Annotated in this window: 17 protein-coding genes; 12 read left to right on the top strand and 5 right to left on the bottom strand. The window is 65.3% G+C overall.

What is annotated here, in order from left to right; all coding sequences use genetic code 11:
* The first annotated feature begins 141 nt into the window (after positions 1-141).
* The 12 genes from J0M27_RS15440 (at position 142) to J0M27_RS15385 (ending at position 13228) form a co-directional block, all read left to right on the top strand.
* Positions 142-2859: a FimV/HubP family polar landmark protein gene (locus J0M27_RS15440; protein WP_294993541.1), complete on the top strand. Its 2718-nt coding sequence runs from the start codon at positions 142-144 to the stop codon at positions 2857-2859.
* A gap of 148 nt (positions 2860-3007) precedes the next feature.
* A complete protein-coding gene (locus tag J0M27_RS15435) occupies positions 3008-3541 on the top strand; it encodes a hypothetical protein (RefSeq protein WP_294993538.1) in 534 nt (177 codons plus the stop codon).
* Positions 3538-4323, top strand: a complete 786-nt coding sequence (gene truA, locus J0M27_RS15430) for a tRNA pseudouridine(38-40) synthase TruA (RefSeq protein ID WP_294993535.1) — start codon at positions 3538-3540, stop codon at positions 4321-4323. Before J0M27_RS15435 ends, truA begins: the two co-directional genes overlap by 4 nt.
* 11 nt (positions 4324-4334) lie before the next feature.
* Positions 4335-4979, top strand: coding sequence for a phosphoribosylanthranilate isomerase (locus J0M27_RS15425; protein WP_294993533.1), 645 nt, complete (start codon positions 4335-4337; stop codon positions 4977-4979).
* The gene (gene trpB, locus J0M27_RS15420) at positions 4954-6165 is read left to right on the top strand and encodes a tryptophan synthase subunit beta (protein WP_294993530.1); all 1212 of its coding nucleotides are present in this window, start codon (positions 4954-4956) and stop codon (positions 6163-6165) included. Before J0M27_RS15425 ends, trpB begins: the two co-directional genes overlap by 26 nt.
* 1 nt (position 6166) lies before the next feature.
* Complete coding sequence (gene trpA, locus J0M27_RS15415; RefSeq protein WP_294993528.1) at positions 6167-6988, top strand: tryptophan synthase subunit alpha; 822 nt, start codon at positions 6167-6169, stop codon at positions 6986-6988.
* Between the two features lie 103 nt (positions 6989-7091).
* Positions 7092-7952: an acetyl-CoA carboxylase, carboxyltransferase subunit beta gene (accD, locus tag J0M27_RS15410; RefSeq protein ID WP_294993526.1), complete on the top strand. Its 861-nt coding sequence runs from the start codon at positions 7092-7094 to the stop codon at positions 7950-7952.
* Positions 7952-9241 (top strand): bifunctional tetrahydrofolate synthase/dihydrofolate synthase, encoded by a 1290-nt coding sequence (gene folC, locus J0M27_RS15405; protein ID WP_294993524.1) that lies wholly within the window; start codon positions 7952-7954, stop codon positions 9239-9241. The genes accD and folC overlap by 1 nt, the downstream gene beginning before the upstream one ends.
* Positions 9242-9336: 95 nt before the next feature.
* Positions 9337-9885, top strand: a complete 549-nt coding sequence (locus tag J0M27_RS15400) for an SPOR domain-containing protein (RefSeq protein ID WP_294993523.1) — start codon at positions 9337-9339, stop codon at positions 9883-9885.
* 25 nt (positions 9886-9910) lie between these two features.
* Positions 9911-10381 carry a CvpA family protein gene (locus tag J0M27_RS15395; protein ID WP_294993521.1) on the top strand — a complete coding sequence of 157 codons (471 nt, stop codon included), beginning with the start codon at positions 9911-9913 and terminating at the stop codon, positions 10379-10381.
* 118 nt (positions 10382-10499) lie between these two features.
* Positions 10500-12041: an amidophosphoribosyltransferase gene (purF, locus tag J0M27_RS15390; protein WP_294993519.1), complete on the top strand. Its 1542-nt coding sequence runs from the start codon at positions 10500-10502 to the stop codon at positions 12039-12041.
* A complete protein-coding gene (locus J0M27_RS15385) occupies positions 12038-13228 on the top strand; it encodes an O-succinylhomoserine sulfhydrylase (RefSeq protein ID WP_294993517.1) in 1191 nt (396 codons plus the stop codon). The genes purF and J0M27_RS15385 overlap by 4 nt, the downstream gene beginning before the upstream one ends.
* Here the strand turns inward: J0M27_RS15385 and J0M27_RS15380 are convergent.
* The 5 genes from J0M27_RS15380 to J0M27_RS15360 all read right to left on the bottom strand — a co-directional run.
* A complete protein-coding gene (locus J0M27_RS15380) occupies positions 13225-13971 on the bottom strand; it encodes a UDP-2,3-diacylglucosamine diphosphatase (protein ID WP_294993516.1) in 747 nt (248 codons plus the stop codon). The two genes, J0M27_RS15385 and J0M27_RS15380, sit on opposite strands and share 4 nt — an antisense overlap.
* Positions 13972-13985: 14 nt before the next feature.
* Positions 13986-14474, bottom strand: a complete 489-nt coding sequence (locus J0M27_RS15375) for a peptidylprolyl isomerase (protein WP_294993514.1) — start codon at positions 14472-14474, stop codon at positions 13986-13988.
* 17 nt (positions 14475-14491) lie between these two features.
* Complete coding sequence (locus tag J0M27_RS15370) at positions 14492-15055, bottom strand: peptidylprolyl isomerase (protein ID WP_294993512.1); 564 nt, start codon at positions 15053-15055, stop codon at positions 14492-14494.
* Between the two features lie 46 nt (positions 15056-15101).
* Positions 15102-16346: a L,D-transpeptidase family protein gene (locus tag J0M27_RS15365; RefSeq protein ID WP_294993510.1), complete on the bottom strand. Its 1245-nt coding sequence runs from the start codon at positions 16344-16346 to the stop codon at positions 15102-15104.
* On the bottom strand, positions 16346-16880 hold a 535-nt coding region (locus J0M27_RS15360), incomplete at its 5' end, for a nuclear transport factor 2 family protein (protein WP_294993507.1). The genes J0M27_RS15365 and J0M27_RS15360, both read right to left, overlap by 1 nt.

Genomic DNA, 16880 nt, shown 5'->3' with positions numbered 1-16880 from the left:
TTCAGCCTCCACTGAAACAGGAGGTTCAGCCTCCACTGAAACAGGAGGTTTTAGTTTCGGCACAAACGCCAGTGAAACCAGCGTTAGCCTCCACTGAAACTTCGTTTTGATAACATGACAAAAAGCCCGTCGGGAGTCACAGTGCCCAATACTGCCAAGCGAAATCATTTCAAGGCCACCGTCATAGCGGCGGCCATTGCCGTCCTGCCGCTGACGACACATGCGGCCGGTCTGGGGAAGATCACCGTGCTCTCTGCGCTGGGACAGCCACTCAAGGCAGAACTGGAAGTCACGGCGAGCCGAGAAGAAGCCACCTCCCTGGTCGCCAAGCTGGCGGCCGCAGAGGCTTTTCGTCAGGCGGGCATCGAGTACACGCCCGTACTGTCGACCTTGCGCTTTTCGCGGGACATCAAGGAACGCGGCGGGCGGCGCTATCTCGAAATAAGCACCGACCGTCCGCTCAACGAGCCGTTCATCGACATGCTGGTCGAATTGAGCTGGGCGTCAGGGCGACTGGTTCGTGAATACACGTTCCTGCTGGACCCTCCGGAACTTGCCGCGAAGGCTGTGCCGGTGCCCGTTGCGGCGCCGGAGGCGCGGGCCGTTGCACCAATGGTCAAACCCACGGAAAAGGCCGCACCTGCGCCGGTGGAGGCCAAATCGGTGGGCGAGAGCCAGGCACCTGCGCGATCCGCCGCAGCAACGTCGGCCAAGCCCGCCGCCGGCGCGACGCGCGAAGTGGTCGCGGGGGACACACTGGGCAAGATTGCGGCGCAGACGGTTCCGCAGGGCGTCAGCCTTGACCAGATGCTGGTTGCGTTGTTCCGCAACAACCGGGATGCGTTCATCGGCGACAACATGAATCGGCTGAAGGCCGGCAAGATCCTGTCGATTCCCGATGCCGAGACTGCGGGCCAGGTGTCCGCCGGCGAGGCACGCAAGGAAATCGTGGCCCAGGCGGCGGATTTCAACGCGTACCGGCAACGGCTCGCTTCGGTGGCGGCGGCGGAGCCGGCGCGCGACCAGGCGGCGAAGCAGTCGGTCAGTGGCAAGATCGCGCCCAAGGTGGAAGACAAGGCGCCAGTGGCGACCGGCAAGGACAAACTGGAAGTTTCGCGCACCGAAGCCGCCCGCGATGCCAAGGGCAAGCCATTGCAGGGACGTATCGCGGCACTCGAAGAGGACCTGGTGACGCGCGACCGGGCGTTGAAGGAAGCCAGCAGCCGAATAGTCGAACTGGAAAAGAACCTCACCGATCTAAAGAAACTTGCGGAACTGAAGACGCAGGCCGGTGCAGACCTGCAGAAGTCGGCGCAGGCGGCCAAACCCGCCGCGCCGGAAGCCAAGAAGCCGGACACACCGGCCCCGGCGCCTGCGGTTGCGGCGAAGCCTGTGGACGTGGCCAAACCCGCCGAAGCGCCGAAACCGGCGGAAGCGGCAAAGCCGGCCGAACCGCCGAAACCGGCAGAAGCGGCAAAGCCTGCCGACGCAGCCGTCGCGGCCAAACCTGCGGAGACGCCCAAGCCGCCACCGAAGAAGGTTGTTCCGCCACCACCGCCGGAACCGGAACCCGACTTCATCGAGGAGAACGCGCCACTGGTGTTCGGCGGTGGCGCCCTGCTTGCCGCTCTCTTTGGTTGGCTGGGATTCTCCGCCTATCGCAAAAAGAAGGCTGCGGCGAGCAGCGCCAATGCACTGGTCGCCGAGGCTGACCTGTCGGCGCATTCCGTATTCAGCACCACCTCCGTCGCGCCGCCCCCAAGCGAGCAGGAGGCCAGTCAGTTCAGTACTACCGGCGTCGGGATGGTAGCCAGCAACGAAACCGTTGATCCGGTAGTCGAGGCGGATACTTTCCTTGCGTTTGGCCGTGAGGCCCAGGCCGAGGAAATCCTGCTTGAAGCGCTGAAGACCGAACCGAATCGTCAGGCGATCCACCTCAAACTGCTGGATATCTATTCCGCGCAAAAGAATGCCGGCCGGTTTGGCGAAGTCGCGCAGGACATGCATGCCTTGACCGGTGGCAGCGGTGATGCCTGGGAAAAGGTCGCCACGATGGGTATCGCCATCGATCCGGAAAATCCGCTTTATTCGTCTGCCAAGCCGGTTGATCACGATGCGACAGTGGTTCGTGAGCCGAGCATGGAGTCGACCACGGTTTTGCGCGGCCCCGTGCCGGAAATCGAGCCGGTGCCCATGGCATCCGCTCCGGTCGCGGAAGTTGCCGATGCCGCCGTGGTCGATTTCGACCTTGACATCGGCACTGCTCCCGCTGCGGACGCAAGTGCCGCCGTAGCCGCGCCGGATATTGGCGCTGGCCTGGATTTCGACCTTGATCTTGGCACGTCCGAGGCGGCGCCGGCCGCCGCCGTGGCTCCGGTTGAGGCCAAGAGCGACGACGTGGTATTGGATATCGATTTCGACATGCCGACGCCGGTCGCCGCGCCGTCCACGATTGATTTCCCGCTCGAAACCGCGCCGGCCGCAGCCGTGCCGGAAACCCCGGTTGCCGCCGCCGATTCCGGCAGCATCGATTTCGAATTCGACCTCGGTTCCGGTGGCGGAGCAATCACCGCCCCGGCGCCGGAATTGACGCTGGACGTTCCGCTTGCACCGGCCGTGGCGGAGCCACAACCGCTCGATCTCGGCGGCATCAGCCTTGACCTCGATGCACCGGCGGCTGCATCCGCCGGCGCTGACGTTCCGGACAATCCCGAAGTCGCCACCAAGCTTGAACTGGCGGCGGCGTATGCCGAAATGGGTGACCGGGACGGCGCGCGCGAGTTGTTCCAGGAAGCCATTGCGGAAGGCAGTCCGGCGCAGCAGCAGGTGGCACGCGCCAAACTTGACAGCCTCGGCTGACCGGCGCGCTCCCGGCCCCAAGGTGCCGGGAGACGATGTTTCCGTCAGACCCGGGGGTGCGGGCCAGTCGATACCGACGCTCGCCTTCCTGCCGTCAAGGGTCGGCCGGAGGCCGCATTCCGCGAGCCTGATCCTGGTTTGCATCGCGATGATCGTCGCGGCTTCGTCGCGCGAAGGCGGGGAACTCGCTGTTGCCTGTTCGCTCCTGATGGTACTGGCGCTGGTTGCCGCCAGGGCGCATTTCCTAGCGATGGTTCGGCGCAGTAGATGGTTGTTGCTGACCATCGTGATCCTGTTCGGTTGGCTGACGCCGGGAACCCCCGTGGCTGTGTTGCCTGGCGCCACCATCGAGGGCGTGCATCTCGCGGCAAGGAACCTGGCCTACCTCTTGATCGCGATTTCGGTGGTTGCGGGCCTGCTGGCCTCGCTGTCAGCACCACAACTGGTAGTTGGCTTGCGGTCCTTGCTGGCGCCGTTGTCCCCGTTCAATATTTCCCCGGACCGTGTTGCGGTTCGACTCGCGCTAACGCTGGAACAGGTTGAAGCGTCGCGACGCGGGGAGGGAGGCACGGCAGACGGCGCGGTGACTACGCTGACCCTGCCGACCGCAACCTGGGGATTGGTCGATGTGCTTGCGGGAGGGTTGGCCGGCACCTTGTTCATGGTCGCGTGGTTTGCATGAGGATCGCGCTCGGGCTCGAGTATGAAGGCGCCGGGTTTTGCGGCTGGCAGTCGCAGGCAGGGGGCGGGGCCGTGCAGGATGCCGTGGAGGCCGCAATTTCCCGGGTAGCGGACGCCGCGACGCGGGTGGTATGCGCCGGGCGCACCGATGCCGGGGTGCATGCGCTGGCCCAAGTGGTCCATTTCGATACAACTGCCGTACGTCCCGATAGCGCCTGGGTGCGCGGCGTCAATGCGCACTTGCCGGCCGCCGTCGCCGTGCGCTGGGCACAACCGGTAGCGGATGAATTTCACGCGCGCTTTTCTGCGCGTGGTCGGCGCTATCGTTACATCCTGCTCAATCGTCCTGAGCGTCCGGGCCTGATGGCGGGCCGCGTAGGCTGGTTTCACCGGCCGCTCGAGGCCGATGCGATGCGCGAGGCAGCGGGATTCATGCTCGGAGAGCATGATTTTTCGGCCTTCCGCGCGGCGGAGTGCCAGGCCAAGTCACCGATCAAGACGCTACGTCGCGCCGACGTGGCTCGCCATGGTGACGTGCTGGTATTCGATTTCGAGGCCGGAGCCTTCCTCCACCACATGGTGCGCAACATCGTCGGCGCGCTGGTTTACGTGGGCAAGGGCACCCATCCACCGGCTTGGGTCGGCGAAGTTCTGGCCGGCCGCAACCGCGCCCGCGCGGCGCCGACCTTCGAGGCCTGCGGACTGTATTTCGCCGGAGTCGACTATGATCCGGTCTGGCGGTTGACAGTCGGCGCTGGCGACACGGCGCTGGTCCTGCCCTGAAGCCGGATCCCATGACGCGCACCCGAATCAAGATTTGCGGCATCACCCGCGAGCAGGACCTTGCCGTGGCCGTTGCCGCGGGCGCCGACGCACTCGGGTTCGTCTTCTATGCACCCAGTCCACGCCATGTCACTGCCCAACGAGCGGCGGAACTTGTGGCACAGGTGCCGGCTTTTGTGACCCGGGTTGGCCTTTTCGTCAATGAAACGGAGCAGGCGGTGCGCGATGTCCTCGCGACGGTGCCGCTCGACCTGTTGCAGTTTCACGGCGACGAGGATGTACCTTACTGCGCCCAATTCGGCCGGCCCTGGATCAAGGCGGCGCGGGTCAGGCCAGGTTTCGATTTGTTAGAATACGCGGCCGCGTTCGCTGGCGCCGAGGGAATCGCCGGCCTGTTGCTGGATGCCCATGTCGAAGGCTACGGCGGTGGTGGCAAGACCTTTGACTGGTCACTGATTCCGGGGTCCCTGCCGCTACCGGTGATCCTGTCGGGAGGCCTGCATCCGGGCAATGTTGCCGAGGCGGTGCGTGTCGTAAAACCGTGGGCGGTGGATGTCAGCAGCGGCGTGGAATCCGCCCGAGGCATCAAGGATGCGCAAAAGATCACCGATTTTGTTGCCGGAGTGCGAAATGCAGATGCAGGACCTTCCCTATAGCATGCCCGACGCCGCGGGTCATTTCGGCCCCTACGGCGGTATCTTCGTTGCCGAAACGCTGATGCCGGCGCTGGCGGAACTGCGCGAGGCCTATGCCGCGGCACAGGCCGATCCCGAGTTTCGCGCCGAGTACGAATACGACCTGAAGCACTATGTCGGGCGGCCGAGCCCGATCTACCACGCCAAGCGCTGGTCCGGGCTGCTGGGCGGCGCGCAGATCTACCTCAAGCGCGAAGACCTCAACCACACCGGCGCGCACAAGATCAACAACTGCATCGGTCAGGCCCTGCTGGCGCGGCGCATGGGCAAGCCGCGCGTGATCGCCGAAACCGGCGCCGGACAGCATGGTGTGGCGACCGCCACCGTGGCCGCGCGCTACGGCATGGAATGTGTGGTCTACATGGGCTCCGAGGATGTCAGGCGCCAGGTGGCGAACGTCTACCGCATGAAGCTGCTTGGCGCCACGGTGGTGCCGGTCGAATCGGGCTCGAAGACGCTGAAGGACGCCTTGAATGAGGCCATGCGCGACTGGGTGACCAACATCGGCAACACCTTCTACATCATCGGCACCGTCGCCGGGCCGCATCCGTATCCGATGATGGTGCGCGATTTTCAGGCGGTGATCGGCGAGGAATGCAAGACCCAGATACCGGAACTTGCGGGGCGCCAGCCGGACGCGGTGATCGCCTGCGTCGGCGGCGGCTCCAACGCGATGGGGATCTTTTATCCCTACATCCCGGTGGCCGGGGTCAGGCTGATCGGCGTCGAGGCGGCCGGCCATGGGCTCGACACCGGCAAGCACTCGGCATCGCTGACGGCGGGCCGCTCCGGCGTGCTGCACGGCAACCGTACCTACCTGCTGCAGGACGAAGACGGCCAGGTGATCGAGACGCACTCGATCTCGGCGGGCCTCGATTATCCCGGGGTCGGTCCGGAACACGCCTGGCTCAAGGATTCGGGTCGCGCCGAATACGCCACCATCACCGATGCCGAAGCTTTGCAGGCTTTCCATGACCTGTGCCATTTCGAAGGCATCATCCCGGCGCTGGAATCCAGCCACGCGCTGGCCCATGCCGCCAAAATGGCGCCGACGCTTTCGTCCGACAAGATATTGCTGGTCAACCTGTCCGGACGCGGCGACAAGGACATGCACACCGTCGCCGAAAAATCCGGCATCCGGTTCTGACATGTCGCGCATCTCCACTACGTTTGCTTCGCTTGCCGCGCAAGGCCGCAAGGCACTGATTCCCTTCATCACCGCGGGCGATCCGCAGCCCGACCAGACTTTGCCGCTGATGCGGGCGCTGGTGGCCGGCGGCGCCGACATCATCGAGCTTGGCGCGCCGTTTTCGGATCCGATGGCCGACGGCCCGACCATCCAGCGTGCCTCGGAGCGGGCGCTGGTGCACGGCATGAGCCTGCGCCGGGTACTGGCACTGGTACGCGACTTTCGCCGCGAGAACGACGCGACGCCGATCGTGCTGATGGGCTATGCCAATCCGGTCGAAGCCTATGGCATCGACGCCTTCGCGCGCGATGCGCATGAGGCCGGCGTCGACGGCGTGCTGGTGGTCGACTATCCGCCGGAGGAATGCGCCGGATTCGCCGCGGCGATGAAGCGCGTGCAGATCGATCCGATCTTCCTGCTGGCGCCGACATCGACCGCGAAGCGCTTCGGCGAGGTGGCGCAGTTCGGTGCCGGCTACATCTATTACGTGTCGCTCAAGGGCGTGACGGGTTCCGCCACGCTCGACCTCGATGAAGTCGCGCGACGCATTCCGCTGATCCGCGAACAGGTCGGCATGCCGGTCGGCGTCGGTTTCGGCATTCGTGATGGCGCCACCGCGGCGCGCATCGCGACGGTGGCCGACGCCGTGGTGATCGGCAGTCGCATCATCGAAGAGATCGAGAATTCCCCGGCTGGCGAGGCTGCGCCACGCGTCCAGGGATTCCTTTCCGGCATACGCGCGGCGATGGATACCGCCACCAAACAGGGAGTTGCCCTGTGACGGCCTTCCCCCCTTCCCCCTCGCCGTGGCAGGGGGTGACACGGGTTCGCTGCGCTCCATACTTTTTTGCTGTCCCTCCTTGGGGCGGCCCTGCGGAGGGACCATGAGCTGGCTCCAGAAACTTTTGCCGCCGAAGATCAAGCGTTCGGAGGGCGTGCGCAAATCCATTCCCGAGGGCCTGTGGGCCAAGTGCCCGGCCTGCGAAGCCGTGCTCTACAGCTCCGACCTGGAAAACAACCAGAATGTCTGCCCCAAGTGCTCGCATCACTTGCGCCTGCGCGCCAGGGTGCGGCTCGATGCGCTGCTCGATCCCGAGGGGCGCTTCGAAATCGGCGCCGAAGTGCTGCCAATGGACCCGCTCAAGTTCAAGGACAGCCGGCGCTATGTCGATCGCCTGGCCGCGGCGAACGAGGATACGGACGAGGCCGACGCGATGGTGGTCATGCAGGGCGCGATCAAGACCGTGCCGGTGGTGATCGCCTGCTTCGAATTCGAGTTCCTCGGCGGCTCCATGGGCGCGGTGGTCGGCGAGCGCTTCGTGCGCGGGGTCAAGGCGGCAATCGAATTGCAGTCACCCTTCATCTGCATCACCGCTTCGGGCGGCGCGCGCATGCAGGAAGGCCTGTTCTCCCTGATGCAGATGGCCAAGACCACGGCGGCCGTGACGCAACTGGCACACCACCAGTTGCCTTTCATCACGCTGCTGACGGATCCGACCATGGGTGGCGTTTCTGCTTCGTTCGCCTTCGTCGGTGACGTCGTCATTGCCGAGCCCGGTGCCCTGATCGGTTTCGCCGGCCCGCGCGTGATCGAACAGACGGTGCGTGAAACCCTGCCCGAAGGTTTCCAGCGTGCCGAGTTCCTGCTGGAAAAGGGCGCCATCGACATGATCGTCGATCGCCGCGAACTGAGGGATCGACTGGCCTCGCTGCTGACCCTGCTGCAACGCGTTCCTGCCGTCTGATGCCATTGCGGCTCGACGGCTGGCTGGCGCGGATCGAAGCGCGGCATCCGCGCGGCAGCGCGGGCATCGAACTGGGGCTGGAGCGGGTCGCGGCCGTCAAGCTGCATCTCGGCCAGCACGAATCCTGCCCGGTCATCCTGGTCGGTGGCACCAACGGCAAAGGCTCGACCTGCGCCATGCTGGAGCGCATCCTGCTCGCTGCCGGCTACCGCGTAGGGCTCTACACCTCGCCCCACCTGCTGCATTACAACGAACGCGTCCGCATCGACGGCGTGGCGGCGTCCGACGCCAGTCTGTGCGGTGCGTTCGAGCGCGTCGAGCACGCGCGCGGCGAGGTTGCGCTGACCTACTTCGAATTCGGTACCCTGGCGGCCTGGGAAGTGTTTGCCGCGGCCGCCACCGATGTCGTGATCCTCGAAGTGGGCCTCGGCGGCCGGCTCGATGCCACCAACATCTACGAACCAGCCTGCACGGTCGTCACCGGCGTCGACCTCGATCACATGGAATTCCTCGGCGCGGATCGCGAAGCCATCGGGCGGGAAAAGGCGGGGATCTTTCGCGCCCGCGTTGCTGCGATCTGCGGCGATGCGCGGCCGCCGCAATCCCTGCTGGATCATGCCGCCAGGGTCGGCGCCGGGCTGCAGGTCATGGGGCGCGATTTCGGCTACCAGCGGCAGGAGCAGCAATGGTTGTACTGGGGGCCGGCGCCAGGCGCCGGCGGAATCCTGCGCCGCGGCGGGCTGGCCTTTCCCGCGCTGCGCGGCGAACGCCAGTTGGCGAACGCGGCCTGCGCGCTGGCGGCTCTCGATGCGCTGCATCGGGAGCTGCCGGTGGCCATGAAGGATATCCGCCGGGGCTTGGGCGAGGTCGAATTGGCGGGGCGCTTCCAGGTACTGCCGGGCCGGCCGCCGATCGTGCTCGATGTCGCCCATAACCCGCAGGCGGCGCGCGTGCTGGCGAGCAATCTCGGCGACCAGGGTTTCCACCGCAATACCTGGGCCGTGTTCGGCATGCTCGCCGACAAGGACGTCGAGGGCGTGATCGACGCGCTGGGCGAGCGGGTGACGCATTGGCTGCCATGCACTCTCGATGGACGCCGTGCCGCCAGCGCCGACTTCTTGTCGACGCGGCTGGAATCGCGCGGCATGAAGGTCGCCGCGCGCTTCGCGACGCCCGCGGCGGCGCTGGCTTATGCGCAAGAGAACGCGGGTGAAGATGATAGAATTCTCGCCTTCGGATCCTTCCTCACTGTCGCCGCGGCCCTGCAAGCGCTTGGCCGGCCGGCGTAACCACGATGGCGGAAACAGACACATCGCCTGACGCAGATTTGCAGCTGAAGAAGCGTGCTCGCCGCCGACTGGTCGGCGCCGTTGCGCTGGCGTTGTTGGCCGTCATCGTGCTGCCGATGGTCATGGATCGCGAGCCGCGTCCGGCAAGTCAGGACATCCAGGTGCGCATCCCCAGCCAGGACGCGACGGGTCTGGCTTCGAAGGTTTTGCCGGGCAAGCCTGCGGCGTCGCCGATGCCGGCACCGGAACCCCGCCCTGCCGCCGATCCGGCGCCGAAAGCGGATGCTGCCGGTCCTGCCCCGGTCGCCGCCGCGACCGCTGCCAAGCCCGCACCCGCTGCGCCGCCGGAGAAGGCATCCGAAAGGCCCCCTGCGCCTGCCAAGGCATCCGCACCCAAGCCGGCGGCAGATGGCTCCGGGCAGTGGATCGTGCAACTCGGTGCCTACAAGGAGGCCGGCAACGTCAAGCTGCTGTTGGGCAAATTGAAGGGGATCGGCGTGCCGGCGTATTCCGAACAGTTCGAATCGGCGCAGGGACAGCGCACCCGTGTCCGCGCCGGCCCCTTCCCAAGCCAGGAAGCGGCCGAGAAAGCCCGCACGAGGATCAAGATCATCGGTGTCGACGGCCCGGTAGCGCAAAAGTAGGGCGATGACTGCTTTCGATTACGCCGTGCTGGCGCTGGTGTTTGCGTCGGCGCTGCTCGGTTTGTGGCGCGGTGTGGTGAGTGAAATACTGGCCCTGGTGGCCTGGGTGGTGGCCTTCCTGGTGGCCCGTGCGCAAGCGCCGCAGGTGTCGGAGTGGCTGGCGGGGCAGGTGGCCGAACCGGGGATGCGTCTGGCGGCGGCCTATGTGCTGGTATTTCTTGGCGTGTTGCTAAGTTTCGCCGTCGCGCGCCTGGTTGTTTCGCTGATGGTCAAGGCGGTCGGCCTGGGATTGCTGGATCGTCTGCTCGGCCTCGCATTTGGCGTTCTGCGCGGCGTAGTGGTGGTATTGTTGGCGGTCATGGTGGCGGGCATGACGCCGTTGCCTAAAGCGGACTGGTGGCGCGAAGCAATGCTGGCGCAGCCTCTCGAAACGGCGGTGATCGCGGCAAAACCCTGGTTGCCGCCGGAAGCGGCAAAACGGATTCGGTTTCGATAGCTGAAGATGACAGTCCTCCCTTCCCCCTTCCCGGGGAAGGGGGTGATAATTGCTTGCGGGCGTCGCTCGCTTCATGTTCTGGCCGCTGCTCCCCGGGGCGGCCCTGCGGAGATGGACCATGTGCGGAATTCTGGGTGTGGTGGCGACCACACCGGTGAACCAGTTGCTCTACGACGGCCTGCAGGTGCTCCAGCACCGCGGCCAGGATGCCGCCGGCATTGCCACGGCGGAAGGCGGGCGCTTCCACATGCACAAGGGCTCGGGACTGGTGCGCGACGTCTTCCGCACCCGCAACATGCGCAGCCTGCTGGGCAACTGGGGCATCGGCCACTGCCGCTACCCGACCGCTGGTTCCGCCGACAACGCCGCCGAGGCACAGCCCTTCTACGTCAATTCGCCCTTCGGCCTGATGCTGGCGCACAACGGCAACCTGACCAATGCCGACCCGTTGAAGCAGGACATGTTCCTGCAGGACCTGCGCCACATGAACACCAACTCCGATTCGGAGGTGCTGCTCAACGTGCTGGCGCACGAACTGCAGGCCGCCTCGACCAAATACCAAGTCGATGCCGAAACCATCTTCAAGGCGGTGGCCGGGGTGCATCGCCGGGTCAAGGGTGCTTATGCCGTGGTCGCGATGATCGCCGGCTACGGCCTGCTGGCCTTCCGCGATCCCTGGGGAATTCGCCCGCTGGTGATCGGCAAGAACGAGACGGCCGAGGGCACCGAGTACCTGGTGGCTTCCGAGAGCGTGGCGATCGACACGCTCGGCTTCAAGATGTTGCGCGACGTCGAGCCCGGCGAGGCGGTGCTGGTGGACATGCGCGGCAACTTCGTCAGCCGCCAGTGCGCCGAAGCCACCCTCCATGCGCCCTGCATGTTCGAGTTCGTCTATCTGGCGCGGCCCGACTCCGTGATGGACGGGATTTCGGTGTACGAAACGCGAGCCAAGATGGGCGATTACCTGGCCGACAAGATTCGCCTGACCATGCCGCACCTGGCGATCGACGCGGTGATCCCGATTCCCGATTCCAGCCGGCATTCGGCGATGGAACTCGCGGCGCGCCTGAACCTGCCGTATCGCGAGGGCTTCGTCAAGAACCGCTACATCGGCCGTACCTTCATCATGCCGGGACAGGCCACGCGGCGCAAATCGGTGCGCCAGAAGCTGAATGCCATCAGCCAGGAATTCAGGGGTCGCAACGTGCTCCTGGTCGACGATTCCATCGTGCGCGGCACCACCAGCCGCGAGATCATCATGATGGCGCGCGAAGCCGGCGCGAAGAAGGTCTATTTCGCCTCCGCCTCGCCGCCGGTGCGCTTCGCCAACGTCTATGGCATCGACATGCCGACGCGCAGCGAACTGATCGCCGCCTACCGCAGCGACGAGGAAATCTGCCGCGAGATCGGCGCCGACGCGCTGATCTACCAGGACCTCGACGCCCTGAAGGCCGCAGTGCGTTCGGTCAATCCCACCGTGACGCAGTTCGAGACCTCGTGTTTCGACGGCCAGTACATCACCGGCGATGTTTCGGCCATCTACCTCCAAAGCATGGAAGACAGGCGCAATCTGCCTCCGTCGGCGAAACCCGAGGATAACGACGGTTTCGACGGCGCCGACGGCGAGCAGTTGGACTTGAATCTGGTGCAGGCCGGATGAGCCTGGCCGACGAACAAGCGGACGCCGCCTGGTCCTTCGATACGCTCGCGGTACGCGCCGGCCAGGAGCGCAGCCAGTTCAACGAGCATTCCGAGGCGCTCTATCTCACGTCCAGCTTCGTCTTCGAGAACGCGGCGCAGGCCGCCGCCCGCTTCTCGGGAACCGAGCCGGGCAACGTCTACGCCCGCTTCTCCAATCCCACCGTAAGCACCATGCAGGAGCGGCTGGCGGCCCTTGAGGGCGCCGAAACCTGCATCGCCACCGCGACCGGCATGGCGGCGATCCTGGCGACCGTGATGTCGCTGATGAAGTCCGGCGAACACATCGTCTCCTCGCGCAGCATCTTCGGCGCCACGCAGCAACTGTTCGGCACCATCCTGCCCCGCTTCGGCGTCGACACCGACTTCGTAGACCAGGGCTCGGTGGCGGCATTTCGCGCCGCGATGCGACCGACCACCCGCCTGGTGTTCATCGAAACCCCGTCCAATCCGCTGACGGAGGTGTTCGACATCGCCTCGCTGGCCCAGGTGGCGCACGAGGGCGGGGCGCTGCTGGTGGTGGACAATTGTTTTTGCTCGCCGGCCCTGCAGCGGCCGCTGACCCTGGGCGCCGACCTGGTGATCCATTCCGCGACCAAGTACCTGGACGGTCAGGGGCGCGTGCTCGGCGGCGCCGTCTGCGGATCGAAGGCGCTGACGGAGGAGGTCTTCAAGTTCCTGCGCACCGCCGGGCCGACCCTGTCTCCATTCAATGCATGGGTCATCCTCAAGGGGCTTGAGACGCTTTCCGTGCGCATGAAGGCGCAGTCGGCAAATGCGCTCGAACTGGCGCAATGGCTGGAAGCGCAGGCAGACGTGACGCGCGTGTTCTATCCCGGGCTTGCTTCGCATCCGCAGCACGCGCTGGCGATGCGCCAGCAGGCCAGCGGGGGCGCCATCGTCTCCTTCGAAGTCAAGGGCGGACGGGAAGCGGCATGGCGCGTGGTGGACCACTGCCGCCTGCTGTCGATCACCGCCAACCTCGGCGACACCAAGACCACCATCACCCATCCTGCATCGACCACGCATGGCCGCATCAGCGCCGAGGCGCGGACCGCTTCGGGCATCGGCGAGGGCCTGCTGCGGATCGCGGTCGGACTGGAAGCGCCGGCCGACCTGAAGGCGGACCTGGCGCGGGGCCTGGGCTAGCGCGACAGGTCGAGCCGGCGCACGCCGGCCGGGCCGATTTCCAGCGCGTCGCCGCGTCCGGTATCCCAGTCGGAAAGCACCCAGCGCTCGGCACTGCCGGAAGCGAGTGCAATAGCTTCGCGGCCCGGCCGATGGGTGTGGCCGTGGATCAGCCGGGTGCAACCGTGCGCCGTCAGCGCGGCCTTGATCGCGTCTGCGTTGGCATCCATGATTTCGGCGGTTTTGCCCAGCATCGCCTCGGTGCTGCGGCGGCGCAGGCTGGCGACTTCGGCGCGGCGCTCGGACAGCGGCCGCGCCAGGAATTGGCGCTGCCATTGTGGCGAGCGCACCATGCGGCGGAACTCCTGGTAGGGCAGGTCATCCGTGCACACCGTGTCGCCGTGCATCAGCAGGATCGCCGTACCGCCAGCGCCGACTTTTTCGACCTCGTCGAGCAAGGTAATGCCTGCCGCGGCGGCAAACCCCGCACCGATCAGGAAATCGCGATTGCCGGCGATGAAGCACAGGCGTGGCCCCATGTCGGCCGCGCTGCGCAGCAGGTCGCAGACCTCCGCGTTGAATTCATCCTGCAGATCGTCGTCGCCGATCCAGTACTCGAACAGGTCGCCGAGGATATACAGCACCTCGACATTGGAGGCGGCGGTATCGGCGAGGAAGCTGGCGAAGCGCTGCGTCAGGTCGGGCCTTTCCGACCGCAAGTGCAGGTCGGAGACGAAGCGCGCGGTTCCAGTGATGGTCAACATGGAACCGCGGGTGCTTATACGACTTCGGCGCGCTCGATGATGACGTCTTCCTTCGGCACGTTCTGGTGGAAACCCTTGTTGCCGGTCTTGACGGCCTTGATCTTGTCCACCACGTCCTGACCTTCGACGACGCGGCCGAAGACGCAGTAGCCCCAGCCATCCTGGCACTTGTCGTTGTCGAGGAAGTCGTTGTCGCCGACATTGATGAAGAACTGTGCGGTGGCGGAATGCGGGTCGCTGGTGCGCGCCATGGCAACCGTGTAGCAGGCGTTCTTGAGGCCGTTCTTGGCCTCGTTCTGGATCGGGTCGCGGACCGGCTTCTGGTCCATGCCGGGGGCAAAGCCGCCGCCCTGGATCATGAAGCCGTCGATCACGCGATGGAACACGGTGTTGTCGTAATGGCCGGATTCGACGTAGGCGAGGAAGTTGGCGGCGCTGATCGGTGCCTTCTCCGCGTCGAGTTCGAGGGTGATGGTGCCGTGATTGGTGGTGAGCTTTATCATTGCGATTTCCTTCGGATTTATTTCTTGGCCGGCAGCAACTTGACGGATTCGATGAGGACCGGGGTGGTCGGTACGTTCTGGTGCGGGCCCGCATTGCCGGTGGGCACGAGGGCGATCTTCTGGACCACGTCCATGCCTTGCACCACCTTGCCGAATACCGCGTAGCCCCAGCCGTCGCGACTCGGGTAATCGAGGAAGCTGTTGCCCTTCAGGTTGATGAAGAACTGTGCGCTGGCCGAGTGCGGATCGCCGGTGCGCGCCATGGCCAGCGTCCCGGTTTCATTCTTCAGCCCGTTCTTGGCCTCGTTCTGGATCGGCGCTCGGGTTTCCTTCTGCTTCAGGTCCGGAGTGAAGCCGCCGCCCTGGATCATGAACCCGGGAATCACGCGGTGGAACACGGTGCCGTTGAAAAAGCCGTCCTTTGCATATTGCAGGAAATTTTCCACCGTCTTCGGCGCCTTGTCCTGGAAGAGCTCGATGACCACCATGCCCTGCGAGGTCTTGACCTCGAGTTGCGGGTTCGCGGCGTGCGCGGCAAGGCTGAAAAGGAATGCGAAAACGACGACAAGCAGGCGATGCATGTGACCTCCGGAGCTGGCGAAAAAGGGGATTGTGAAAAACGGACTGTTACACGGCGCCTTCGAAGACGATCTTCCAGCGGCCGCTTTCCTTGATCCAGTACTGGCGCTTTTTCATCTGGTTGGAAAGGTTGCTGGAGCGATAGTCCTGCTCGAAGGTGACGACGACGTATTCTTCCTTGCCGGGGTTGCGGAACATGCTGATGTCGCCGGTGACGACCTTGATCCAGCTCTTGCCGGCATTGACCCTGCGCTTGTGCTCCACCCACTCGCGGTAGCCCTGGCCGTCGGCGTTGAACTTGTGCGAATAGTGCCTGGCGTACTGTTCGATGCTGCGGCTCTCCCAGTCCTGCCGCCATTCTTCGATCATCTGCAGCAGGGAAGTACGCTCGGTCTGCCAGTCGTCGAGCGAAAGCCATTCGATGCTGTTGCTGATGATCACCGGGGTCAGCCCGACCTGCAGGCTTTTGGACAGCGAGTCGAGGTCCTGGTTGGCCAGCACCACGCAGCCGTCGGAGGCTTTTGGCGGCCGCGAAAAGGTGTCGGACGGCGTGCCGTGCAGCCAGATGCCGTGGCCGTTGCGTCCCTGGCGCTTGTCCCATTCGTTCGGATAGTTGATGGGGAAGGCGCCACTGCCGTAGAAATCCGTCAGCTTCTGGCGCGGCAGGCTGGAGGTGACGTGATACACCCCGATCGGGGTTTTCTTGTCGCCTTCGCGAAATTTCTCGGCGCCGAGCTTGCCCTGCGAGATGTAGTAGTCGGCTACGAACCGCGGCGTGCCATTGTCGTTCTGGTAAAGGTAGAGCCTGGACTTCTGCGTATCGACGACGACCGCGTGCTTCTGTTCCGGATGCATCTGCAACAGGTAGCGCGGCACGTAGTTGGCCGGCGGTTTGCTGCGGTAGCCCTTCAAGCGAACGATGGCCTCGTCGCGCAGGTCGGCCACCTTTTCGCCGGCCTCCGCTCCACCGCCCTCGCCGAAGGCCATCAGCGGCCGTGCGCGTGCCAGCAGCAGGTCACCCTTGACCAGGTGCGCCAGGCGGAAATTGGGATAGGCCTTGACCAGCATTTCGCTCTGCTGCATGGCCACGTCGAGCCGGTTGGCCTCGATGGCATCGAACACTTGCGCCAGCAATGGCTCCGGACCGGAGTCCGTGTAGCGCGGCTCGACCGCCGAAGCGGCCGGGTTCTTCTTGATGTGGCTGGGTGCCTTGCCGGCCGCAAAGGCCAGACCTCCCGCGAGCAGCAGGCTGCATCCAGCAATGACGGTGCGTGAACGCAGCGCGCGCTTCATCAACTGCCGACCCGCTCCTGCAGGATCTGCCACTTGCCGTCACGCTTGCCCAACTGAAGGACCTTGTTGCTTGAGGTCTTCAGCGACGCCGACTTGTAGTGCTGACGGAACTTCGCGGTGGCAGTGTCACCGTCGATGCTGACGCGCAGGTTCTCGTAGCTGACCACGATGGCGCCCGGCTTTTCGATGCGCTTCTGTCGTTCGGCATCCCAGGCCGCGCGCGATTCACCGGCCGGCGTCTTGAAATCGCGGGCGTAGGCCGCGAGGTAGGCCCTGACGTCCTTGCGCGACCAGGCGGCGGCCCACAGCTCGATTGCCCGGGTGATTTCTGCGTTCGCGTCACCTGCGGGTTTTGCGGCGGCGGGTTTTGCGGCGGCGGGTTTGGCGGGTTCGACCGGTTTGGCGACCTCGGCGGGCTTGGCCGGGGCGGCAACCGCAGGTGGTGCGGCGGGTGCAACGGCCGGCGCGGCGGCCACCGGCGTGGCGGGCGCCGCTGTCACCGGCGCGGCAGGGGGTTTTTGCGCCTTGGCGGCC

Source organism: Sulfuritalea sp., assembly GCF_017302275.1.
Taxonomy (GTDB): Bacteria; Pseudomonadota; Gammaproteobacteria; order Burkholderiales; family Rhodocyclaceae; genus Sulfuritalea.
This window is presented reverse-complemented; position numbering and strand designations above follow the sequence as displayed.

Bases quoted from the DNA above. Each gene is read 5' to 3' on its own strand.
- J0M27_RS15435 (WP_294993538.1), top strand. From the start codon at position 3,008: ATGATCGTCGCGGCTTCGTCGCGCGAAGGCGGGGAACTCGCTGTTGCC.
- truA (WP_294993535.1), top strand. From the start codon at position 3,538: ATGAGGATCGCGCTCGGGCTCGAGTATGAAGGCGCCGGGTTTTGCGGC.
- J0M27_RS15425 (WP_294993533.1), top strand. From the start codon at position 4,335: ATGACGCGCACCCGAATCAAGATTTGCGGCATCACCCGCGAGCAGGAC.
- trpB (WP_294993530.1), top strand. From the start codon at position 4,954: ATGCAGATGCAGGACCTTCCCTATAGCATGCCCGACGCCGCGGGTCAT.
- trpA (WP_294993528.1), top strand. From the start codon at position 6,167: ATGTCGCGCATCTCCACTACGTTTGCTTCGCTTGCCGCGCAAGGCCGC.
- accD (WP_294993526.1), top strand. From the start codon at position 7,092: ATGAGCTGGCTCCAGAAACTTTTGCCGCCGAAGATCAAGCGTTCGGAG.
- folC (WP_294993524.1), top strand. From the start codon at position 7,952: ATGCCATTGCGGCTCGACGGCTGGCTGGCGCGGATCGAAGCGCGGCAT.
- purF (WP_294993519.1), top strand. From the start codon at position 10,500: ATGTGCGGAATTCTGGGTGTGGTGGCGACCACACCGGTGAACCAGTTG.
- J0M27_RS15385 (WP_294993517.1), top strand. From the start codon at position 12,038: ATGAGCCTGGCCGACGAACAAGCGGACGCCGCCTGGTCCTTCGATACG.
- J0M27_RS15380 (WP_294993516.1), bottom strand. From the start codon at position 13,971: ATGTTGACCATCACTGGAACCGCGCGCTTCGTCTCCGACCTGCACTTG.
- J0M27_RS15375 (WP_294993514.1), bottom strand. From the start codon at position 14,474: ATGATAAAGCTCACCACCAATCACGGCACCATCACCCTCGAACTCGAC.
- J0M27_RS15370 (WP_294993512.1), bottom strand. From the start codon at position 15,055: ATGCATCGCCTGCTTGTCGTCGTTTTCGCATTCCTTTTCAGCCTTGCC.
- J0M27_RS15365 (WP_294993510.1), bottom strand. From the start codon at position 16,346: ATGAAGCGCGCGCTGCGTTCACGCACCGTCATTGCTGGATGCAGCCTG.